The organism is Sphingomonas suaedae (assembly GCF_007833215.1).
In the GTDB taxonomy this organism is placed as follows: Bacteria; Pseudomonadota; Alphaproteobacteria; order Sphingomonadales; family Sphingomonadaceae; genus Sphingomonas; species Sphingomonas suaedae.
The window spans coordinates 1182595-1204303 of record NZ_CP042239.1 but is presented as its reverse complement, the minus strand read 5'-3'; the positions used below and the strand labels follow the sequence as shown (position 1 = coordinate 1204303).

The following is a 21709-nucleotide window of genomic DNA, read 5'->3' as shown; positions in this document are numbered from 1 at the left end:
GGACAGTGCGGCCATTATGTCTAGACATATTCGGCATGGCGCTTTGGTTCGAGACTGCGTTGCTGGAGACTGGCTGGGCGGAGCGCATCCGGCTGACGCTTGCGGGTGGGCGGATCGCCGCGGTCGAGACGGGGGTCGATCCGGCGCCGCAGGACGAGCTGCATTTCGCTGCGCTGCCGGGCCTGCCCAATCTGCACAGTCACGCCTTTCAGCGTGCGATGGCGGGGCTGACCGAGGCGCGCGGGGGCCAGGGCGACGATTTCTGGTCGTGGCGCGAGTTGATGTACCGCTTCGTGCGGCGGATCGGGCCGGAGCATTGCGAGGCGATCGCCGCGCTGGCCTATGCCGAGATGCTGGAAAGCGGGTTCACGCGGGTCGGCGAGTTTCACTATCTCCACCACGCGCCCGACGGGTCGCGCTATGCCGACCCCGCCGAGATGAGCGGTCGGATCGCGGCGGCGGCGGAGACGGCGGGGATCGGGCTGACGCTGTTGCCGGTTTTCTACGCGCATGGTGGGTTCGGCGGGCAGGCGCCGGGGGCGGCACAGGCGCGGTTCGTCAACGACGTTGATGGCTTTGCCGATCTGGTCGAGCGGGCGCGGGCGAAGCTGCCACGGAATGGCGTGATCGGCATCGCGCCGCACAGCCTGCGCGCGGTGACGCCGGAAGAGCTGAGTGCTTTGTTGCCCATCGCAAAGGGCGGGCCGGTGCATATCCATAGCGCCGAACAGGTGAAGGAAGTGGAGGATTGCGTGGCGTGGAGCGGGCGGCGTCCGGTCCGCTGGCTGCTCGACGCCGCGCCGGTCGATGCGCGCTGGACGCTGATCCATGCGACGCATGTCGACGCGGACGAGATTGCCGACATCGCGGCGCGGGGCGCGGTGGCCGGATTGTGCCCGATTACCGAGGCCAATCTGGGGGATGGCCTGTTCCCCGCCATCGACTATCTGGCGGCGAACGGGGCGTTCGGGGTCGGTAGCGATTCCAACGTGCGGATCGATGCGGCGGAGGAGTTGCGGTTGCTCGAATATGGCCAGCGCCTGTCGCGACGGGGCCGGAACCTGCTGGCGAGCGATGCGCGACCGGCGACCGGCGCGCGGCTGTTCGCGGCGGCGGTGGCGGGGGGCGGGCGATCGCTGGGGGTCGAGACGGGCCTAGCGGTCGGGCGTCAGGCGGATATCGTGTCGCTCGATCGCAGCGATCCCGCATTCGGAGGCCGGTCGGGAGATGCGCTGATCGACAGCTGGATCTTTGCCAGCCGCCGCCCGGTCGACTGCGTGTGGCGCGGGGGCGTGAAGCAGGTCGAGGGTGGGCGGCACCGGTACCGCGCGGCGATCGAGGCGCGCTATGGCGTGGCGCTGAAGGATCTGCTGGCATGAGCATCGAGGCGCGCATCCGGGGCGAGATCGAGGGGCGCATCCGCTCGGGCGAATGGGCGCCGGGCACGCGCGTACCGACCGAGCATGAGCTGATGGAGGCCTATCGCTGCGCCCGCGCGACGGCGAACAAGGCGCTCAGCCGCCTGGCGCGCGAAGGGTTGATCGAGCGCAAGCGGCGTGCGGGGAGCTTCGTCGCGCCGCCGTCGATCCGCGCGCCCGTGGTGGGGGTGCCCGATATCGCCGCGCTGATCGCGGGGCGGGGCGAGGTCTATCGCTGGGAATTGCTGACGGTGAACCTGCACCGTCGCGCGCCGCCGGGATTTCCGGTGCGGGGCTCTGGCAGCGGCTGGCTGGTGCTGACGGGCGTGCATCATGCCGGGCGCGCGCCATTCGGCTGGGAGGAGCGCTGGCTGGACCTGGCGGCCGCGCCCGAAGCGGCGGAGGCGGACTTCTCCGCGACCGCGCCGGGCAGCTGGTTGCTCGCCCATGTTCCCTGGACCGATGCGCGGCACCGGATCGCGGCGGTGGGGGCGAGTGCGGAAGCGGCGGGGCGGCTGAAGCTGGCCGAGGGCGCGGCCTGTTTGCAGGTCGAGCGCTGGACCTGGCGCGGCAAGGCGCCGGTGACGTTCGCGCGCCAGATTTTTCCGGGCGAGCATTACCAGCTGGTCGAGGATTTCACGCCGCGTGGCTAGGTCGTCGCGCAATCAGGATCGTCATCCCCGCGAACGCGGGGGCCCACCTTCCTGTCCGTTCGTCGACCGCGCTCGCGTGGCTAGAGGAACGCGTTGGAGATGGGTCCCCGCTTTCGCGGGGATGACGGCTTGCCCTTAGGAGTAGCGCATGTTCAAACGTCTGTTCATCGATCACCCGCGCGATGTCGGCGAAAGTTACGCCGAGCATTTCGCGACGGCGGCCGGGTTCGGCGTGCGGATGGTGATCGGGGGGCTGGCGTGCATCGTCCACGCGTTCCTGCCCGCGCTGTTCATCCGCACCGCCAGCGATACCGTGAAGTCGCTCTACGGCACGATGAAGGCGCGCCAGCCGGCCTTTGCCGAGCAGCGACCTGCATTCGAGGCGCCGGAATGGCAGCTCGACTACGAGATTTGAGGATATGCGGATCGAGCATGTCGCCATCGTCGGTGCGGGGTTTTCGGGCACGTTGCAGGCGATCAACCTGTTGCGGCACAAGGGTCCGCGCGCGACGCTGATCGAACGGGCGGGGGCGCCGGGGCTGGGGCTGGCCTATGGCGCGGCGCATCCCAGCCATGTGCTCAATGTGCGTGCGGGGAATATGAGCGCCTTTCCCGACGATCCCGGGCATTTCGCGCGCTGGCTCGCGGAGCGCGGGGTGGCCGATGCAGCGCACGCCTTTGCGGCGCGGGTGACCTATGGCGAGTATCTGCGCGAACTGCTCGACGCGGCGGTGGCGGGGAGCGGCGGGCGGCTGACCGTGAGGCGTGGCGAGGTCACGCGGCTGGACGAGCGCGTCGACGGCGTGACGCTGGCGTTGGCGGATGGCGAGAAGTTGGAGGCCGACGCGGCGGTGCTGGCGGTGGGCAATCTGCCGCCGCATGATCCGCCGGGGCTCGATCCGGCGACGTTGCCCGGCGATCTCTACAAGGGCGATCCATGGGCGGGCGATATCGGCGACGGGCTGGACGATGCCGACACGGTGCTGGTGATCGGCACCGGGCTGACGATGGTCGATGTCGCGCTGATGCTGGAGGCGCGGGGTTTTGGCGGGAAGATTGTCGCGCTGTCGCGGCGCGGGCTGCTGCCGCGGCGGCACGCGGCGGGCGGGGCTTGGCAGCGAATCGAGGAACGGCCCGCGACGGTGGCGTCGGCGCTGGTGCGCCGGGTGCGGACGCGTGCCGAGGCGATCGGATGGCGCAATGCGGTGGACGAACTGCGCCCCTTTACCCAGCCGATGTGGGCCAATGCGAGCGAGGCGGAGCGGGGGCGGTTCCTGCGCCATCTGCGCCCCTGGTGGGACGTGCATCGCCACCGGTTGGCGCCGCAGGTGGCCGACCGGCTGGATGCGATGCAGGCGCGGGGGCAGCTGGAAGTCGTGGCGGGCAAGACGCTGGGCTTTGCCGCGCAGGATGGCGCGGTCGCGGTGCGCTGGCGCCCGCGCGGGAGCCATGGCGAAGCGGTGATGCGGGTGCGCCGGGTGGTCAATTGCACCGGGCCGCTGGGCGACCTCAACCGCACCGACGATCCGTTGCTGGTCGCGTTGCGTGAGGACGGAGCGATCCGGCCGGACGCCGCGCATCTGGGGATCGACGTCAATGGTGCGGGCGAGGTGATCGGCGCGGACGGGACTGCGAACCGGCGGCTGTTCGCGCTGGGCCCGATGACGCGCGGGGCGTTCTGGGAAATCGTCGCGGTCCCCGACATCCGCCGCCAGACCTGGGACGTCGCACGGCGGCTGTCCAACGCGCATTGGGTGGGGGGCGAGGGACTGTAGGGTTGCCGTATTCGGGCGAAGGCGCCTCAGCCACGATCCACAGCATATTTCGATTTCGAGGAAGACCGAAGGCGGCCAGCAATTTGGACGGGCTTGCAAGGGGAAGGGCAGCTATTGAGTTTGATAGCTGCCTGACCGTTCTCGACCCACTTGCGGACGTTCCATCAATGCGGCGCCACTCCGCAGAACTCCTCGATCCATAGGGCGAATGACGGAGCGATCACGTCCACGGTCCCGTCGTCATGATTAAAAAAGATGACCGGGGCTGGTTCCCCAGCTTCAGCAGCTATGGGAAAGCAGAATAGATTGCCCATGCAGTCGGTAGCGAAGGCAATAAAGTCGTTAGGTAAACCTAAAGCGCGCCAGTCCTGAGTGACAGACACAAGCTCCGCCGGACTGAGGAACTCGCTCACGTCCCTAAGGTCGAGCTCTCGATCAACGATCGCATCGAGTAGTTCAATGTTTGGGCGCGGCAGTCCGGCTTGGAGAACAGCGGTGCGGTAATCGGTCGGTAGTCGTGTGTTTAGTCGATCCTCGGCGCGTTCCAGCTCGCCTTCAGAAACCGGATCGGGAGCATAATCCGGATGTGTCCAAAGCGCGATGAAGCGATCCAAGCTCATCTCGCCTATGTAGCGCCTCGGGTTGGGGTCCTGGAAGAGCGGAATGTCCGCTTTCCACCCAGCTCCCGACATCCGGTCTTTAGCAGTGGCTCAGCGACGTTTTCGCGCGCGAATGGCGGGGCCGGTGACCGGGCGCTAGTCGCGATGCCGCTGCATCAGCATATGGTGAAATATGGTCGGGGAAAGAGGATTCGAACCTCCGGCCCCTGCCTCCCGAAGGCAGTGCTCTACCAGGCTGAGCTATTCCCCGACTGAGCGACGAAGTCCTTGTCAAAGGCCCCGGGTGGGCAGACCGCGCCGCTTGGAGGCGGGCCTATAACCGGCGCAATCCGGCCTTGCAAGCGCCCCTGCGCGCTTTTTTATGCCCCGCGCGCGTCGAGCATTTCGGTCACGCTGGTAAACTTCTCACGCGGGGAATCGGCGCGGGCGGCGGCGATTTCGGCCGCGTCGATCTTTTGCCAGTCGCGGAAGGTGACGACATCGACATTTCGCGATGCGAGCAGCGCATCGAGCGCGGGACGACCGCCCTTGCCGGTGCCGTGCGGGATATCTTCGGCGATCTTTTCGGCGATGGCGAAGCCGTCGGGGCGGTTGGTGCCGATCGTGCCGGTGGGGCCGCGCCGCGCCCAGCCGACGGCATAGAGGCCCGGCAGCACGCGCCCTTCGTCATTGGCGAAGCGACCGGCGCGGTCGTCATAGGGCACCCCCTCGATCCGGGGGGTGCGGTATCCGATGCATGAGACGACGAGGCCCGCCGGGATCGCATAGGTTTCGCCCGTCCCAACCGCCGCGCCGCGCTCGTCCAGCCGGGTGCGCTCGACGATCACCCGCTCGACGCGGCCCTCCCCCTCGATCCGCAGCGGCATGGCGAAGAAGTCGAAGACGATGTGCACCGGCTTGTCGACGCTGGCGGCGGCGAAGTTGCGCAGATGCGTCACCGATTTGCGCAGGCCGGGCTCGAGCAAAGCATCGTCGAGATCGGGGGGGAAATCGGCGGCATCGACCACCGGGGCGGCGCGCTGGAGCTCGCCGAGTTCGCCAAGCTCCTTGGGCGTCATCGCGATCTGATGCGGACCGCGGCGGCCGAGCAGGGTGATCGTCTCAATCCCCGATCCCGTCAGCGCGTCGAGCGCGTGGCTGACGATGTCCGATCCGGCGAACTCGGCGCGCGTCTTGGCGAGGATGCGCGCGACGTCGAGCGCGACATTGCCGTTGCCGATCACCACTGCACCGGGTCCTTCGAGCGGCGGGGCGAGGTCGGCGAAGTCGGGATGGCCGTTATACCAGCCGACGAATGCGGCGGAGCCGGTGACGCCGGGCAGGTCGGCGCCTGGAACCTCCAGCGGCCGGTCGGAGGGGGCGCCGGTCGCCAGCACCACGGCGTCATAAAGGTCCATCAGTTCGGGGATGGTGACGTCGCTGCCCACCGTTACATTACCGACGAAGCGGACCGTGTCGGTCAGCGCCACCGCCTCGTACCGGCGCGAGACCCCTTTGATCGACTGATGATCGGGCGCTACGCCGCTGCGGATCAGGCCGAAAGGGACGGGCAGGCGATCGATAATATCGACCCGGACATCCTCCCCGAACTGCTTCTGGCACGCTTCTGCGGTGTAATAGCCCGCCGGCCCCGATCCGATCACCGCGATATGCCGCATAGCCGGTCCTTTTTTTGATGTGGGGGGGGAGGCTAGCGGGGAAATGGGGAAGGGCAAAGGGGCTTTGCCCGGCACTCGACGCGGTTGAGGGGGCGAAGTAGAACCGGCTGCCGCAAGGATCGTGCGGGTGGGAGCTGGGCAGGATGACGCGAATCGAGGGCGGGGACGAACGCTGGCCGCTGCTTCCGGCGATACTGGCGGCGCTGGGGCTGGTTACCGGGCTGATCGCGCACTGGATCATCGGCACGGGATATCAGGCGCAGATCGGCGCGGGGCGGCTGGCGCTGCTGAGTTTCGTCAGCGTCTCGGCGATCGTGTTCGGGTTCGTGGTGATCCGCGCCGACCTGATCCGGTCGGCGGCATTCGCGCTGGGATGCGGGGCGGTCGCGGCGCTGATCCTCTATTTCAACGGCGCGACATCGGGGTGGAGCTCGAGCGAGGGGTGGCGGCTCGTGTGCCTGGCCCTCGCCATCGGAATTGCCGCACCGCTGTTTCAGGCGGGGCGCGAGGGCGGGTTTCGGCCGATCTCCTATCCTTTGGCGCACGACCATGCCTGGACCAACGCGGTGCTGTGGTGCCTTGGCTGGGCGTTCGTCGTGGTCGTCATGCTGCTGTCCTGGCTGCTGGCCGCGCTGTTCGATCTGATCGGGATCGAGCTGCTTTCGGACCTGCTGCGGAAGGAGTGGTTCTGGCGACCGCTGGTCGGGTTGGCGTTCGGGCTGGGGCTGGCGCTGCTGCGCGAACAGCGGCGGATCGTTGGGTTGCTCCAGACTGTCGCGATGCTGGTGCTGGGCGTGCTCGCGCCGGTGCTGGCGGTGGGGCTGGGGCTGTTCCTGATCGCGCTGCCGTTCACCGGGTTGCAGCCGCTATGGGAGGCGACCAAGTCGACCACGCCGATCCTGCTGGCGTGCGCGGTCGGCGCGCTGCTGCTGGTGAATGCGGTGATCGGGAACGGCGGCGATGATGCGCCGCGCAACCGCGTGCTGCGCTGGGCGGCGCTGGTGCTGGCGGTGGCGATCCTGCCGCTGGTGGTGATCGCGCAGGTCTCAACGGGGCTGCGCATTGGGCAATATGGTTATACGCCGGAGCGGCTCTGGGGGCTGACCTTCGTCGTCATCGCAACGGTGGTGGCGGTGGCGTATCTGGTCAGCGTGATCCGCGGGCGCGGCGCGTGGGCGGAGCGGGTGCGGTCGGCCAACCTGTATCTGGCGATGATCGTGTGCGGCGTCGCACTGCTGCTGGCGACGCCGCTGGTGAGCTTCAACGCGATTTCGACCCGCGACCAGGTCGCGCGGCTGGAGTCGGGGAAGGTTGCACCGGACAAGTTCGACTGGCGCGCCTTGGCGTTTGACTTCGGTGAGCCGGGTCGAAAGGCATTGGAGCGCTTTAAAGCGTCGAAGAACGAGGCGATCCGCAAGGGGGCGACCGAAGCGGCAACCGCCAGGTATCGCTGGGATGCGCCGGACGGAACACAGGCGGTTCGGGAAGAGTCGCTCGACAAGACGCTTCGCATCCTGCCGGCGGGAACGCCGCTGCCTGCGGAACTGCGTCAAGCGATTGCGGAAACCTGGGAGTGCCGAGCCGAACGTTGCACGCTGGCCTTCCTGCCGGGAGGCAAGGAGGCGGTGCTCCTCGCTCACTCGCAGTTCACCAGCCAATCTACGCCCAGCGATACGCCCGTCGCCAAGATGCAAGTAGTGGGGAATGCGCGCTACGGGGGCACCGATGCGGTGCGGCGATATGTGATTGCGAACGGAAAATGGGCTGATGCGGCCGAAGCTGCGAAATCTTCAACAGAGACCGCATCGGATGTGCGTGCAGCGGCCGCCGGGCTTGACGCGGGCGAAATCGAGGTCCGCCCGGTCCAGCGCCGCCAGGTCTTCGTCGGCGGCGTGCCGGTCGGCGATCCGTTCGAATAACCCCGCTTGCTGAAACAGGGGCGTCGCTGCTAGGCGCGCGCTTATGTCCGTAGATACCGCCACCGTGAAGAAGGTCGCGAGCCTTGCGCGCATCGCGATCAGCGATGCCGACGCCGAGCGGCTCGCGCCTGAGCTCAACAACATCCTCGGCTGGATCGAGCAGCTGGGGGAGGTCGATACCTCGTCCGTCGAGCCGATGACCGCCGTGATCCCCAACACGCTGCGCCTGCGCGACGACGTCGTGAACGACGGCGACATGCGCGACGCGGTGCTGGCCAATGCGCCGCTTGCCGAGCATGGCTTTTTCACCGTGCCCAAGGTGATCGAATAATGACCGACGTCACCACTCTCGGCGTCGCCGCGCTGCGTGACGGCATCCGCACCGGCGAGTTTTCGGCCAAGGAAGTCGCCGACGCCTTCATCGTCAAGGTGAGCGCGGCCAAGGCGCTCAACGCCTTCATCGTCGAAACGCCCGAACATGCGCTGGCCGCCGCGCGTGAAGCCGATGCCGCGCGCGCCGCTGGCGAAACGCTGAAGCCCTTGGCCGGCGTGCCGATCGGCATGAAGGACCTGTTCTGCACCAAGGGCGTGCAGACCACCGCCGCCAGCCATATGCTGGAGGGGTTCAAGCCGGTCTATGAATCGACCGTCTCGCAGAAATTGTGGGACGCGGGCGCGGGGATGCTGGGCAAGCTGAACCTCGACCAGTTCGCGATGGGGTCGTCGAACGAGACCAGCTATTTCGGCAATGTGATCAGCCCGTGGCGGCGCAAGGATGGCGGCAATGCCCCGCTCGCACCCGGCGGTTCGTCGGGCGGTTCGTCCTCGGCGATCGCGGCGCGGCTGTGCCCGGCGGCGACCGGCACCGATACCGGCGGATCGATCCGCCAGCCTGCGGCATTCACCGGCATTTCGGGCATCAAGCCGACCTATGGCCGCTGCTCGCGCTGGGGCGTGGTGGCGTTCGCCTCGTCGCTCGACCAGGCGGGGCCGATGGCGCGCGACGTGCGCGACTGCGCGATCATGCTGGAGGCGATGGCGGGCTTCGACGCCAAGGACGCGACCTCGCTCAAGCTCGACGTGCCCAACTGGGAGCAGGGGCTGAACCCCGACCTGCGCGGCAAGAAGGTCGGCATCCCCAAAGAATATCGCGTCGACGGCATGCCGAGCGAGATCGAGGCGCTGTGGCAGCAGGGCATCGACTGGCTGAAGGATGCAGGCGCGGAGATCGTCGAGGTCTCGCTTCCGCACACGAAATACGCGCTGCCAGCTTACTACATCATCGCCCCGGCGGAGGCGTCGTCCAACCTCGCCCGCTATGATGGCGTGCGCTATGGCCAGCGCGACCTGCCCGATGGGGCGGGGTTGCAGGACATGTACGCCGCGACCCGCGCCGCGGGCTTCGGCCCGGAGGTGCAGCGCCGCATCCTGATCGGCACCTATGTGCTCTCGGCGGGCTATTACGACGCCTATTACACCCAGGCGCAGAAGGTCCGCACGCTGATCGCGCGCGACTTCGAGCGGGCATGGCTGCACTGCGACCTGCTGCTGACCCCGACCGCGCCGAGCGCCGCATTCGCGCTGGGCGAGAAATCGGCCGATCCGCTGGCGATGTATTTGAACGACGTGTTCACCGTGCCGTCCTCGCTGGCAGGCATCCCCGCGATGTCGGTGCCCGGCGGGCTGGACAAGGACGGGCTGCCGCTCGGCCTGCAGATCATCGGCAAGCCGCTCGACGAGCAGGGCGTGCTGAACGCGAGCCTCGCGATCGAGCAGCGCGCGGGATTCACGGCGCGGCCGGAGCAGTGGTGGTGATTGAAACGCCGGACGCCCGGTGTTACCTCCGGTAACACTGGAGCATCGCCATGAACGCGCCGATCGATCTTCGCACCGTTACCAACATGACCAGCAAGGGTCAGGTGCTGATCCCCAAGGATGTGCGCGACCGTCTCGGCCTGCAGCCGGGCAAACCGGTGCAGGTGGGGATCAATGATCGCGGTGAGGCGGTGGTGCTGCCCGCGCCGTCCGAACCGACCGAAACGCCGGACGAGCGCCGCGCGCGGTTGATGAAGGTACTGGCGGAAGTCCGTGCCCGGCAAAGCACCGGAAAGGCGACCGACGAGATCATGGAGTTCCTGCGCGGCGACGAACCGCTGCCGTGATTTTTCTGGACAGCAATGCCGTGATCGATCTGATGAACCAGCCCTCCTCGGTGGACCGGGGCTGGGCCGCGCGTCTGTTCGATCGCTATGCCAATGACGTCGGACTTGGCGCTAATCTGATCGTCGTGTCAGAAGTCGCGGTCGGCGTGCAGCAACCCAACGCGCTGGTCGATGACATGGGCCAGCTTGGCATTGAAATCCTCGACCTCACCCCGCCCGTGGCGCTGCGCGCCGCCGCCGCGTTTCGCGAATATCGCCGTCGCGGTGGTCCGCGTTCGACAATCTTGCCGGATTTCCTTATCGGCGCGCATGCAACGGTGTTGGGCGCGACGTTGATGACGCGCGACCAGCGGCTGGCATCCTATTTTCCGGAACTGACCTTCCTTACACCAGAGACCGAACATGGCTGACGCAACTGCATACCGCATCAAAGGCGAAACCGGTGAGTGGGAGGTCGTGATCGGCCTGGAGGTCCATGCGCAGGTCACGTCCAACGCCAAGCTGTTCTCGGGCGCGGCGACCGCGTTCGGGGCGGAGCCGAATACGCAGGTCTCCCTGGTCGACGCCGCGATGCCGGGGATGCTGCCGGTTCCGAACCGCGAGTGCATCCGCCAGGCGGTGCGCACCGGCATGGCGATTGATGCGAAAATCAACAAATGGTCGCGCTTCGACCGCAAGAACTACTTCGCCGATCTGCCGCAGGGCTATCAGATCAGCCAGCTCTACCACCCGCTGGTCGGCGAGGGCGCGGTCGAGATCGACGTGGACGGCGAGACCAAGGTTATCGGCGTCGAGCGTATCCATGTCGAGCAGGATGCCGGCAAGCTGATGCACGACCAGCATCCGCGCCTGTCCTATGTGGACCTCAACCGCAGCGGCGTTGCGCTGATGGAGATCGTGTCCAAGCCCGACATGCGCTCGCCCGCCGAAGCCGGGGCGTATCTCGCCAAGCTGCGCTCGATCCTGCGCTATGTCGGCTCGTGCGACGGCAATATGGACCAGGGATCGATGCGCGCCGACGTGAACGTCAGCGTGCGCAAGCCCGGCGCGGAGTTCGGCACGCGGACCGAGACCAAGAACGTCAACTCGGTCCGCTTCGTCATGCAGACGGTGGAGATCGAGGCGAAGCGCCAGATCGAGGTGCTGGAGAGCGGCGGCACGATCGTGCAGGAAACCCGCCTGTTCGACCCGGATCGCGGCGAGACGCGGTCGATGCGGTCGAAGGAAGATGCGCATGATTACCGCTACTTCCCCGATCCCGACCTGCTCCCGCTGGAGCTGGACGACGCCTTCCTCGACGATTGCCGCAAGTCGCTGCCAGAACTGCCCGATGCCAAGCGGGCGCGCTACGTCGCGCTCGGCATTACTCCCTATAATGCGGGCGTGCTGACCGCCGAAGTCGAATCCGCGCGCTATTTCGATGCGCTGCTGGAGGCCGGGGCGAAGGGGCCGGCGGCGGCGAACTGGGTGACGTCGGAACTGTTCGGCGCGCTCAATCGGCTCGGCAAGGATATCGAGCACAGCCCGGTTTCGCCCGCTCAGGCGGCTGAGCTGCTGGGCCTGGTCGCCGACGGTACGTTGTCCGGCAGCCTCGCCAAGCAGGTGTTCGAGATCATGCTGGAGACAGGCGACGATCCTGCAAAGATCGTCGAGGAGCGCGGACTCAAGCAGACCTCCGATACCGGCGCGATCGAGGCGGAAATCGCCAAGGTGCTGGAGGCGAATGCCGACAAGGTCGCCGATTATCGCGGCGGGAAGGACAAATTGTTCGGCTTCTTCGTCGGCCAGACGATGAAGGCGATGGCGGGCAAGGCCAATCCCGGCGTGGTCAACGACCTGCTCAGAAAGGCGCTGGACGGCTAGCGCTTACGGGGCGCGATCAGTCGGGCGGCGGGGGAACGCCCGGTTTGCCGTTGGACTCCTCGGGATAATCCTCGGGCGTCACGCTGCCCTGATTGCGGACCGCTTGCCGGTCTTCGGCGTCGCGGGGCGTTCCATCCGCCTCGCGATCGCCACCGGGCTTGTTGGGTTGTCCCGTATCGGGGGTGCTCATTGCCCTGTCCTCTCGATCATTGCGCGCTATCGTCCTGATTTTTCGTGACGCCGCCGGTGCCGCCAACGGCACCGTCCACCCCTTCGGGCGGGGTGTCGTCCTGGACATTCTCGATATCGCGGTTGGTGCCGCTGACCGCGCGTTCGAGGTCGCTGTGGCTGTCGTGGTCGGCGCCGGGCAGGCTGTCGGGATGGGGGTCGCGGTCGGTGTCGCTCATGGTTCACTCTCCTTCGCATCGATAACGCGCGGCATCGCCTGCCGCTCCATCGATCCCGCTTGCCTGCCGTATCGCCGGCGATAATCTCCGCCGCGGGGCAGGTGATCCGCCGAGTCGGCGGACCATCACTGAAATGGAGGGGTATCCATGGAATATCACGGTGTGGCTCGGCGCGCGTGCGCCGCGCTGACGGCGGCTGCGCTGGTGCTGCCGGGCATCGCGACGGCGCAGGAGCAGGCCCAGGGACAGGCGACGCCGGTCTATCTCGAGGATAGCGGCTCGCCATTCGGGCGATTACCGGCGGAGGCCGGAGACGCTGCGGCGGTCGAGATGCCCAAGCTCGACTTCACGCCGTCCGCGACCGACCCGGACAATTACGACAAATATTATTACTTCGTCCGGTCCGGGACCGACTTCGAGACTGCTTATGCCGACATCGTCGAATGCGATGGCTATGCCCGCGGGCTAGCGAGCGGGATCAGCTATACCCAGCCACCCTATCCCTATGCCGGTACGATGGCGGGCGCCGTTGGCGGGGCGATCGGCACCGCGATGGCGATGGCGATCTTCGGATCGGCGGAGAAACGTCGGTTGCGTCGGGTGAACATGCGCCAGTGCATGAATTTCAAGGGCTATGCCCGCTACGGGCTGTCCAAGGAGCTGTGGCAGGAATTTCATTTCGAGGAAGGGCTGTCCGACATGCCGGAGAGCCGCCGGTTCGACTATCTCAAGCGGCAGGCGCTGGTGGCCGCGACCGCGCAACCGCAGGGTGAGGAGCTGGGCCTGTGAAGATGCTGACGATGACCGCCGCTGTGGCGCTGCTGGCCACGGGTGCGGCGATGGCGGCGCCCGCCGCGAAGAAGGAAAAGGTCGTGTTTGTCGAGGCCGCGCCCGTCAAGGACAAGCCCGCCGTCACGCTGGACCCTGCCAAGGCCTATGTCATGCTGCGCTCCGACGCCGCCATCCCGCTCCAGCTGATGCGCGTGCCGAGCGCCGAGGATCAGGCGAAATATGACGAATTGCGCGCCGATGCGCTGGTCGAGGCGCGCGAGAAATATGTGAAGAAGAAGGCATCCTACGACAAGGCCAAGGCCGCCTACGACAAGATGCCCAAGGGGTCGCCGAAGCCCGAACTTCCCAAGGAGCCGGTAGAGCCGACCGAGGAGAATTTCGAATTCACCCCCTTCGGCCTGCTGACCGGCGTGTCGGTCGGCCCGCTGAACCGCTTCGCCAAGGGGGCGGGCGACGACAAGGTCTCGACCTATGTTCACGAACTGACGCCCGGAACCTATCGCGTATATGGCGTGATGTCGGTGCTGCCCGGCGGCGGCGCCTTCGGCAGCTGTTTCTGCATGGGAAGCGTCAAGTTCGATGTGAAGGCGGGCGAGATCACCGATCTCGGCCGCTTCGTGTCACAGGAAATGCCCAAGCGCGAACCCGGCGACAATGCGAAGCCGAGCCCGATCGCGCTGGAATATCGCCTGCCTGTCGCCGGCGACACGGTAGACGCGCGCCTGCAATCGCTACCGGTACGTCAGGCGAGGCTCAAGCCGGTCGGTAAGCTGCCCAATTACTTCGGCATGCCCATCGGCCGCTTTCCGGCGATCGAGGGCGTCATGCGCTATGACCGCGACAAGATCGTTGACCTGACCGCTGGCAGCTGACCCCTTATGCTGTCGGCTGGATCGGCGTCGCCGGCGGCTCACCTCCTGGCTGAGGGGCGGGCACGTCGATGTCGGGCGGCGGAGGACTGATCTCCGGCGTCGCAGGTTCCGGCTGGCCGGGCTGCGGCGTCGGGGGCGCTTCGGGCGGGGGGACGGACGGTTCGGCGGGGATCGGCGGTTCGACGGGCATTGGATGATCTCCTTTGCCCCGTTGAACGTGCCGAGAGGCGCTTTGGTTCAGGCCGATTTGCGTCTAGGCAACCCTCGTTCGCGATCTACGACTTCTGTCGGAATGGTTCGTCGCGCCAGATGCGCTATGGGGTCGCGAAGATATGAGGCGAACAGGAGAGCGTGATGGCTGAGTCGATCTACCCGGTACCGCAGCAATGGGCCGAGGGGGCGTTGATCGACGCGGCGGGCTATCAGACGATGTACCGCCGCTCGGTCGAGGATCCCGAAGGCTTCTGGGGCGAGGCGGCGCAGCGGCTCGACTGGATCAGGCCGTTCACCCGGGTCAAGGACACCAGCTTCGACGAAGCCGATTTCGGCATCGCCTGGTTCTCCGACGGCACGCTCAACATCAGCGCCAACGCGCTCGACCGGCACCTCGCCGAACGCGGCGACACGGTCGCGATCCTGTGGGAGGCGGACGACCCCGCCGAGCCGCACCGCGCGATCACCTATCGCGAATTGCACGCCGATGTCTGCCGCTTCGCCAACCTGCTCAAGGCGCAGGGGATCGGACGTGGCGATCGGGTGACGCTGTATCTGCCGATGGTGCCCGAAGCGGCGGTGGCGATGCTCGCCTGTGCGCGGATCGGCGCGATCCACTCGATCGTGTTCGCCGGCTTCTCGCCCGATGCGCTCGCCGGACGGATCCGGGATTGCGACAGCCGTATCGTGCTGACCGCGGACGAAGGGCTGCGCGGTGGCAAGCGCATCCCGCTCAAGGCGAATGTCGATGCGGCGCTCACGCATTGCATCGGCGTCGAGCGGGTGATCATGCTCCGCCGCACCGGCGCGGATGTGCCGATGGTAGAGGGCCGCGACATCGACTGGGCAGAGGCTGCGAACCAGTCCGCCGACTGCGCGCCGGCCGAGATGAACGCGGAGGACCCGCTGTTCATCCTCTACACCTCGGGATCGACCGGAAAGCCCAAGGGCGTGCTCCACACCACCGGCGGCTATGCCGTGTGGACCGCGATGACGCATGAATATGTGTTCGATTACCGGCCGGGCCAGATCTACTGGTGCGCCGCCGATATCGGCTGGGTCACCGGGCACAGCTATGTCGTCTACGGCCCGCTGATGAACGGCGCGACGAGCGTGATGTTCGAAGGCGTGCCCAACTGGCCCGATCCCTCGCGCTTCTGGCAGGTGGTCGACAAGTTCAAGGTAGAGATCTTCTACGGCGCCCCCACCGCCTTGCGCGCATTGATGCGCGAGGGCGACGACTGGGTCGCGAAGACCGATCGCAGCTCGCTGCGCCTGCTCGGCAGCGTCGGCGAGCCGATCAACCCGGAGGCCTGGTCCTGGTATCACCGCGTGGTGGGCGAGGGGCGCTGCCCGATCGTCGACACCTGGTGGCAGACCGAGACCGGCGGCGCGATGATCACCCCGCTGCCCGGCGCGACGCCGCTCAAGCCCGGTTCCGCGACCAAGCCGTTCTTCGGCGTCCAGCCCGCGCTGCTCGATACCGACGGCAAGGAGATCGAGGGGGCGGGTGATGGCTGTCTGGTCATCAAGGACAGCTGGCCCGGCCAGATGCGCACCGTGTGGGGCGATCACGACCGCTTCTTCCAGACCTATTTCACCACCTTCAAGGGCGTCTATTTCACCGGTGACGGATGCCGCCGCGACGAAGACGGCTATTACTGGATCACCGGCCGCATCGACGACGTGATCAACGTGTCGGGCCACCGCATGGGCACGGCGGAGATCGAAAGCGCGCTGGTCGCGCATCACAAGGTCGCGGAGGCGGCAGTTGTGGGAATGCCCCACGACATCAAGGGGCAGGGCATCTACGCCTTCGTCACCACCAACGCCGAGGTGACGCCCGACGCCGCGCTGCGCGCCGAGCTGATCAAATGGGTGCGGCAGGAAATCGGCCCGATCGCCACGCCCGACGTGATCCAGTTCGCCCCCGCACTGCCCAAGACCCGATCGGGCAAGATCATGCGCCGCATCCTGCGCAAGATCGGCGAGAACGACGTCGGCAATCTCGGCGACACCTCGACGCTGGCCGATCCCTCGGTGGTCGACCATCTGCTCGCCAACCGGCCGCATCTGACGGAGGCGTGAGGGCGGGGGCGTGCCTGAAGGATGAACGTCGACAGCGCGTGGGCGGAGCGTCTCACTTCTTTGCGAGGAAGGCGGCGATGACGGGGCGGCGGGAAGTGATTGAAAAGCGAACAGCCGCTGCCATGCGGATCAGTCTCCGACGGCCAATATCCACCGATCTGATCGAACGCTCTCATCCAACGCCTCGAGAAACCTTTGGATGTTTGGGCTTTCGCGGCCGCTAGACCTGATGGCCTCGGAAAGTAGTCTTGCATGATCGGGAGCAAGTCGCGTGTCCGAGTAGGGGTCGATGTGAACCCCTGTTTTCGACCGTAGGATGAAAAGCTCTTGCTGCAACTCTGACACGTCGTGCTCATTCAATTGCGCGATGCACGCGCTCTGCCGGGCATCCAACCACACGAAGTCCAGCATGACATCTCCCTTGCCCGAACCGCGCAGCGTTGCTTACGACGCGAGTATTCACAAGGGGGCGCAAGCTGAACGGCGGCTTCGTGCTCCGTCCCCCTATCAGCGACTCCGCCCCAGCGGCACGATCGCGGGGCGGCCATCATGCTCCTCGATCCGCACCTCGATACCATAGACCGCGCGCAGATTGTCGGCCGTGAGCACGACGCCGGGCGCGCCGTCGGCGACGATCCGGCCGCCGTCGATCAGGATGATCCGGTCGCAATAGCGCGCCGCCATGGTCAGGTCGTGGAGTACGGCGACCACCGTGCGCCCGGCACGCGCCTCCTCGCCCAGCAACTCCATCACGTCGATCTGGTGCCCGGGATCGAGGCTGGCGAGCGGCTCGTCGGCGATCAGCGCGGGTGCCTCGACCGCCAGCGCGCGGGCGAGCAGCACGCGGGCGCGCTCGCCGCCGGAGAGTTCGGTGGCGATCCGGTGGCGCAGCGGCAGCACGTCGGCGCGGTCCATCGCGCGCTCGATCGCGGCGGCATCGGCTTCCCCGAGCCGCGACATCGGTGCGAGGTGGGGTAGCCGACCAAGGCCGACCAGCCGCTCGACCGTCAGCGGCCAGTGCAGCGTCTGGCCCTGCGGCAGATAGGCGATCCGCCGCGCCAGTTCGGCGCGCGGCATCGTCGCCGCATCCGCGTCATCGACCAGCACGCGCCCCTGCGCCGACACCAGCGCGAGCATCGCGCGCGCCAGCGTCGACTTGCCTGCGCCATTGGGGCCGACGATGCCGGTCAGCGTCCCGGGCGACACCGTGAAGCTGGCGTCGCGGACCACGGTGCGCTTGCCCAACGCGACGCTCAGACCTTCGACGGTAACGGTCACCATAGCCGCCGCTCCCGCATCAGATGGAGCAGGAAGACGGGGACGCCGAGGAACGCGGTGACCACGCCCAGCTTGAGCTCGTTGGTGGTCGGCGCGATGCGGACGCCGAGGTCGGCGAGGGTGAGCAGCGCCGCGCCTCCGATCGCCGAGGGAATCAGGATCGCCGATGGGCTGCGGTCGGTGAGCGGGCGCACGAGATGCGGCACGATCAGCCCGATAAAGCCGATGGCGCCCGACACCGCCACCGCGCCGCCGACGCCGATCGCGGTGCCGAGCAGCAGCCGCATCCGCACACGGCGCAGATCGACGCCCAGCGCCGCAGCGCCATCCTCCCCCAACGTCAGCGCATCGAGCGCGCGCCCGTTCCACAGCAGCAGCGCCGCGCCGACCGCGATGCAGGGCAGGGCGATGGCGACATGCTCGAACGACCGGTTCTCGAGACTGCCGAGCAGCCACGTCATGATCTCCATCGCCGCGAACGGATTGGGCGACAGGTTGAGCGCAAGGCTGATCCCGGCGCCAGCCAGCGTCGAGACGGCGATCCCCGCAAGGATCAGGGTGAGCGCGCTTTCCGACCGCCCCGCCAGCGCGAACAGCAGCACGAGCGACAGCAGCGCGCTCAGGATCGCGAGCAACGGCAGCACCGCGGGGTGAACGGCGGCAAGCCCGAAATAGAGCGCGGCGACCGCACCCAGCGACGCCGAACTCGACGTGCCGAGCACCGCGGGTTCTGCGAGCGGATTGCGCAGGAACCCCTGCAGCACCGCTCCGGCAAGACCGAGCATTGCCCCCACCGCAAGGCTCAGCAGCGTGCGCGGCAGCCGCAGTTCGAACAGGATCGCCGTCGCGACGGGGTCACCGCGCCCCGACAGCGCGGCGAAGAGGCGGGGGAGGCCAAGATCGACCGGCCCGAGCAGCAGCGATGCCAGCGCGGCGCACAGCGCCAGCGCGGACAGGGCGACGATCAGCGTCGAAAGATGGCGGCTCGATGTCATGCTGTGCCTCGCAAGCGCTTGCTGGCACGCGCCGCTCGGCTATGGAAGCGGCCATGGCTCGTCTTGGCTTCGCAACGCTCGGCATGATCGCACTCGGCGTCGGTGCCGCCGCATGGGGGGCGCGTCCCGCAACCCGGGACGCCGCGCCCGCGGCTCCCAAGCGCGTGGTCTCGTTCAATCTCTGCGCGGACCAGCTCATCGTCGCGCTCGCCGACCGCGCGCAAATCGCGGGGCTGACCCACAATGCCACCGATCCCTGGATGTCGGCGGCGGCGGAGCGCGCGCGCGGCCTGCCGCGCCTGTCGAGTTCGGGTGAACAGATCCTCGCGATCCAACCCGATCTGGTCGTCGGGATGCCCGCGGGCCCCGCCGCCGCTTTGATCGCACGCCAGGGCTATCCGACGCTCGATTTCCGTTTCGCCAACTCGGTCGACGAACTCTATCTGTCGATCCGCGAAACCGCCGCCGCGCTCGGTCATCCCGCGCGGGGCGCGGCACTGATCGCGCGGATGCAGGCCGATCTTGCCGCGATCCCGCGAACCGGGCGCGGCCGGGTGGCGGCCTTCTACCAGCGGCGCGGCTTCATGACCGGCACCGGCACATTGGTCGACGACCTGATGCGCCGCGCCGGGCTGGTGAACCTCGCCGCGAAGCTCGGCAAGCCGCCGCTCGCACAGGTCAGCATCGAGGAGATGGTCGCGGCAAAGCCCGATTTCCTGATCGTTGACAGCGCCAGCGACACGGTGACCGATCAGGGGACGGAAATGCTGCACCACCCGGCGCTGCGCAACATCCCCCGCATCCGCCTCCCCGAGGCATGGACCGTCTGCGCGGGCCCCGCCTATGTGCAGGCGGCGCAGAGCATCGCGGTACAGATCGCCCGCCACCGCTGACCGCCGCCGCAAGGGCGCAACGGCGCCGCCGGCCGGAACCGGCGACGCCGCCCAAGGCAGCCCGCTGACGAGGCTGCCGACGTGCATCAGAACGCTACGCGCACGCCGCCATAGGCACCGATCCCGGAGGTCGCGGTACCGAAGATTTCCTCGTAATCGACGTCGAACAGGTTCTCGACGCGCCCGAACAGCTGGATGCTCTCGGTCACGCGATAGCGCGCGGCGAGGTTGACCAGCGTGTAGGGCTTCATCGACACGCGCACCGGCGCGTAGCTCGGGTCGGTATAGGCGACATCGACGAAGCGACCGTTGTGCCGCACCGTCAGCGTGGTGGAGAACCGCTCGTCCGCGCTCGCGAAGGTCGCGTTGAAGCTGGCGATATCGCCGGGGCGCCGCACCTCCTCGACGCCATTCTCCTTCGCGTCGAGATGCGTGTAGCTCGCGTCGAGCCGCAGCTGCGGGATCGGGCGCGCGCTCGCGAACAGCTCGACGCCGTGCTGCCTGGACTCGGTCGCACGGTTGGCCGGGGTCGCGACGAACGTCGGCGCAGGGTAGCTGGTATAGATTTCGTCGGTCAGCACGGTGGCGAAATAGGTCGCGCCGAAGCTGACCTTGCCGTCGAGCAGCTCCTGATCGACCCCGGCCTCCCAGCCCTTCGACTTTTCGGGCTTGAGGTTGGGATTGCCGATATAGCGGCCGTCCGAATAGCCATAGAGCTCGTAATAGCCGGGGTTCTTCACCCCGGTGCCATAGGCGGCCCGAAGCCGCGTGCCCGTGGCGAGGCGATAGCCGCCCTGCACGCGCCAGGTCGTGGCATTGGCGAAACGGTTATTGTCGTCATGGCGGACCGACCCGCCCAGCGCGAGCCCGCCCGCGGTCAGCTCATACTGGCCGACCAGCCCGACATTGGTGGTGCTGCGCTTGCCGGTGAACGCGTCGAACGGCGATCCGCTGGATGGCGTGGTGTTGCGATAATCCTCTCGCTCGACATCGACCGCGCCCGTCACGCGGTGACTCACCGCATCGCTGCCGAAGCGCAGGCTTGAGACGAACGATCCCTTGTAGCGCTGGCCCTTGTCGCCATAATCGACCCCGAACGGCGAATAGCTGGTGCGCTCGGTGTCCGAGAATTGCCCGGTCAGCGTATTGGTCCAGCGCCCGTCGAGCGCGGTCAGCTCGGCGCTGACCAGCCCGTAGATCGCGTCGTTGACGAAATACACGCTCGGGCTGTCGATCGTCAGGCCGAAGGTCGGGCTGGTCGGATCGCCATCGGTGTTGTTCGTCTCGGCATCGGTATGGCTGTAGCGCAGCACGCCGGTCAGCTTGAACGTCTCGGTCGGGCGCCAGTTGAGCTTCGCGCTCGCGCCGACGCTGTCCGCGCCGACCTTGCGGCTGCCGCCGCGCGCGGTGGGGATGCCGTCGCTGTGCAGCCAGCTGGCGGTCAGCGCATAGTCGAACGCGTCCGATGCGCCAGCCGCGCGTGCCGCTGCGCTGACCGTGCCGAACGACCCGGCCTCAGCGCGCGCGGTGAACCCCGGAGCCTCGGCGCCCGACAAAGTGATATAGTGGATCACCCCGCCGATCGCGTCCGATCCGTAGAGCGAGCTTTGCTGCCCGCGCAGCACCTCGATCCGCGCCGCCGGATCGGCGATCAGCGTGCCGAAATCATATTCGCCCTGATAGGGATCGGCGACCTCGATCCCATCGACCAGCACCAGCACATGGTTCGCCTCGGTCCCGCGAATGCGGATCTGGGTCAGGCTGCCGATCCCGCCGGTGCGATTGACCGCGACGCCGGGAACGTCGCGCAGGACGTCGGACACGATCCGCGTCTGGCGATCCTCCAGCGCCTGCGCGTCGATCACGGTGATCGAGGCGGGGATGTCCTCCACCGGCACGTCCTCGCCGGAGCGCGAGGCGGTGACGACCACGTCCGCACCGTCGGCGGTATCGGAATTGGCGAGCGCGGGCGATGCCGCGGCGATGGCGATCAGTGAAACGAAACCGGTCTTCAACATGGATATTCCCCCGGCGCCTGAACGAGCGAGGGCAGGGGCCTGCCATCCGCCTCCGCGAACGGCCGGTGCGTTGTGACAGACGGGC

General features: G+C 67.4%; 22 protein-coding genes and 1 tRNA gene. 14 read left to right on the top strand and 9 right to left on the bottom strand.

Going from position 1 to position 21709, the window contains the following annotated elements; genetic code table 11:
* Positions 1 to 35: 35 nt before the first annotated feature.
* The 4 genes from FPZ54_RS05795 (at position 36) to FPZ54_RS05780 (ending at position 3846) form a co-directional block, all read left to right on the top strand.
* Entirely contained in the window at positions 36 to 1379 is a 1344-nt protein-coding gene (locus FPZ54_RS05795) for a formimidoylglutamate deiminase (protein WP_145845666.1), read from the top strand.
* On the top strand, positions 1376 to 2071 hold the full coding sequence (locus tag FPZ54_RS05790; protein WP_145845664.1) for a UTRA domain-containing protein: 696 nt from the start codon (positions 1376 to 1378) through the stop codon (positions 2069 to 2071). Before FPZ54_RS05795 ends, FPZ54_RS05790 begins: the two co-directional genes overlap by 4 nt.
* A gap of 148 nt (positions 2072 to 2219) precedes the next feature.
* Positions 2220 to 2486 (top strand): DUF6356 family protein, encoded by a 267-nt coding sequence (locus FPZ54_RS05785; protein ID WP_145845662.1) that lies wholly within the window; start codon positions 2220 to 2222, stop codon positions 2484 to 2486.
* A 4-nt stretch (positions 2487 to 2490) separates the two neighbouring features.
* On the top strand, positions 2491 to 3846 hold the full coding sequence (locus FPZ54_RS05780; RefSeq protein ID WP_145845660.1) for an FAD/NAD(P)-binding protein: 1356 nt from the start codon (positions 2491 to 2493) through the stop codon (positions 3844 to 3846).
* Between the two features lie 164 nt (positions 3847 to 4010).
* Here the strand turns inward: FPZ54_RS05780 and FPZ54_RS05775 are convergent, their stop codons facing one another.
* The 3 genes from FPZ54_RS05775 to FPZ54_RS05765 all read right to left on the bottom strand — a co-directional run bounded on the left by FPZ54_RS05775 (position 4011) and on the right by FPZ54_RS05765 (position 6124).
* Positions 4011 to 4460, bottom strand: a complete 450-nt coding sequence (locus FPZ54_RS05775) for an SMI1/KNR4 family protein (protein ID WP_186456927.1) — start codon at positions 4458 to 4460, stop codon at positions 4011 to 4013.
* Between the two features lie 179 nt (positions 4461 to 4639).
* Positions 4640 to 4716: transfer RNA gene (locus tag FPZ54_RS05770), tRNA-Pro, on the bottom strand.
* 109 nt (positions 4717 to 4825) lie between these two features.
* Positions 4826 to 6124 carry an FAD-dependent oxidoreductase gene (locus tag FPZ54_RS05765; protein ID WP_145845656.1) on the bottom strand — a complete coding sequence of 433 codons (1299 nt, stop codon included), beginning with the start codon at positions 6122 to 6124 and terminating at the stop codon, positions 4826 to 4828.
* A gap of 143 nt (positions 6125 to 6267) precedes the next feature.
* Here FPZ54_RS05765 and FPZ54_RS05760 point away from each other — a divergent pair, with 143 nt between their 5' ends.
* Genes FPZ54_RS05760 through gatB form a run of 6 tightly spaced genes read left to right on the top strand, consistent with a single transcriptional unit; the run spans position 6268 to position 12068 of the window.
* Positions 6268 to 8043: a DUF4153 domain-containing protein gene (locus FPZ54_RS05760; protein ID WP_145845654.1), complete on the top strand. Its 1776-nt coding sequence runs from the start codon at positions 6268 to 6270 to the stop codon at positions 8041 to 8043.
* A gap of 43 nt (positions 8044 to 8086) precedes the next feature.
* Entirely contained in the window at positions 8087 to 8374 is a 288-nt protein-coding gene (gatC, locus tag FPZ54_RS05755; protein ID WP_145845652.1) for an Asp-tRNA(Asn)/Glu-tRNA(Gln) amidotransferase subunit GatC, read from the top strand.
* Complete coding sequence (gene gatA, locus FPZ54_RS05750; RefSeq protein ID WP_145845650.1) at positions 8374 to 9858, top strand: Asp-tRNA(Asn)/Glu-tRNA(Gln) amidotransferase subunit GatA; 1485 nt, start codon at positions 8374 to 8376, stop codon at positions 9856 to 9858. Before gatC ends, gatA begins: the two co-directional genes overlap by 1 nt.
* A 50-nt stretch (positions 9859 to 9908) precedes the next feature.
* On the top strand, positions 9909 to 10205 hold the full coding sequence (locus tag FPZ54_RS05745) for an AbrB/MazE/SpoVT family DNA-binding domain-containing protein (RefSeq protein WP_145845649.1): 297 nt from the start codon (positions 9909 to 9911) through the stop codon (positions 10203 to 10205).
* Positions 10202 to 10615, top strand: a complete 414-nt coding sequence (locus tag FPZ54_RS05740) for a type II toxin-antitoxin system VapC family toxin (RefSeq protein WP_145845648.1) — start codon at positions 10202 to 10204, stop codon at positions 10613 to 10615. Before FPZ54_RS05745 ends, FPZ54_RS05740 begins: the two co-directional genes overlap by 4 nt.
* Positions 10608 to 12068, top strand: coding sequence for an Asp-tRNA(Asn)/Glu-tRNA(Gln) amidotransferase subunit GatB (gatB, locus tag FPZ54_RS05735; protein ID WP_145845646.1), 1461 nt, complete (start codon positions 10608 to 10610; stop codon positions 12066 to 12068). The genes FPZ54_RS05740 and gatB overlap by 8 nt, the downstream gene beginning before the upstream one ends.
* A gap of 16 nt (positions 12069 to 12084) precedes the next feature.
* Here gatB and FPZ54_RS19745 read toward each other — a convergent pair whose 3' ends face one another.
* Complete coding sequence (locus FPZ54_RS19745; protein WP_186456926.1) at positions 12085 to 12258, bottom strand: hypothetical protein; 174 nt, start codon at positions 12256 to 12258, stop codon at positions 12085 to 12087.
* Between the two features lie 16 nt (positions 12259 to 12274).
* Positions 12275 to 12475, bottom strand: a complete 201-nt coding sequence (locus FPZ54_RS05730; protein WP_145845645.1) for a hypothetical protein — start codon at positions 12473 to 12475, stop codon at positions 12275 to 12277.
* A gap of 147 nt (positions 12476 to 12622) precedes the next feature.
* Here FPZ54_RS05730 and FPZ54_RS05725 point away from each other — a divergent pair, with 147 nt between their 5' ends.
* Positions 12623 to 13264: a hypothetical protein gene (locus tag FPZ54_RS05725; protein WP_145845643.1), complete on the top strand. Its 642-nt coding sequence runs from the start codon at positions 12623 to 12625 to the stop codon at positions 13262 to 13264.
* Positions 13265 to 13266: 2 nt separating this feature from the next.
* A complete protein-coding gene (locus FPZ54_RS05720) occupies positions 13267 to 14139 on the top strand; it encodes a hypothetical protein (RefSeq protein WP_239019800.1) in 873 nt (290 codons plus the stop codon).
* Between the two features lie 4 nt (positions 14140 to 14143).
* Here the strand turns inward: FPZ54_RS05720 and FPZ54_RS05715 are convergent, their stop codons facing one another.
* Positions 14144 to 14329: a hypothetical protein gene (locus FPZ54_RS05715; RefSeq protein WP_145845642.1), complete on the bottom strand. Its 186-nt coding sequence runs from the start codon at positions 14327 to 14329 to the stop codon at positions 14144 to 14146.
* Between the two features lie 164 nt (positions 14330 to 14493).
* On the opposite strand from FPZ54_RS05715, the gene acs reads away from it, so the two are divergent.
* Positions 14494 to 16440 carry an acetate--CoA ligase gene (acs, locus tag FPZ54_RS05710; protein WP_145845640.1) on the top strand — a complete coding sequence of 649 codons (1947 nt, stop codon included), beginning with the start codon at positions 14494 to 14496 and terminating at the stop codon, positions 16438 to 16440.
* Positions 16441 to 16947: 507 nt separating this feature from the next.
* Here acs and FPZ54_RS05705 read toward each other — a convergent pair.
* Both FPZ54_RS05705 and FPZ54_RS05700 read right to left on the bottom strand, forming a co-directional pair.
* Positions 16948 to 17721: an ABC transporter ATP-binding protein gene (locus FPZ54_RS05705; protein WP_145845639.1), complete on the bottom strand. Its 774-nt coding sequence runs from the start codon at positions 17719 to 17721 to the stop codon at positions 16948 to 16950.
* Positions 17715 to 18713 carry a FecCD family ABC transporter permease gene (locus FPZ54_RS05700; protein ID WP_145845638.1) on the bottom strand — a complete coding sequence of 333 codons (999 nt, stop codon included), beginning with the start codon at positions 18711 to 18713 and terminating at the stop codon, positions 17715 to 17717. Before FPZ54_RS05700 ends, FPZ54_RS05705 begins: the two co-directional genes overlap by 7 nt.
* 53 nt (positions 18714 to 18766) lie before the next feature.
* Between FPZ54_RS05700 and FPZ54_RS05695 the strand changes: the two genes are divergently transcribed.
* On the top strand, positions 18767 to 19606 hold the full coding sequence (locus tag FPZ54_RS05695; RefSeq protein ID WP_239019728.1) for an ABC transporter substrate-binding protein: 840 nt from the start codon (positions 18767 to 18769) through the stop codon (positions 19604 to 19606).
* 86 nt (positions 19607 to 19692) lie between these two features.
* Here the strand turns inward: FPZ54_RS05695 and FPZ54_RS05690 are convergent, their stop codons facing one another.
* Positions 19693 to 21624 (bottom strand): TonB-dependent receptor plug domain-containing protein, encoded by a 1932-nt coding sequence (locus FPZ54_RS05690; protein WP_239019727.1) that lies wholly within the window; start codon positions 21622 to 21624, stop codon positions 19693 to 19695.
* Between the last annotated feature and the right edge of the window lie 85 nt (positions 21625 to 21709).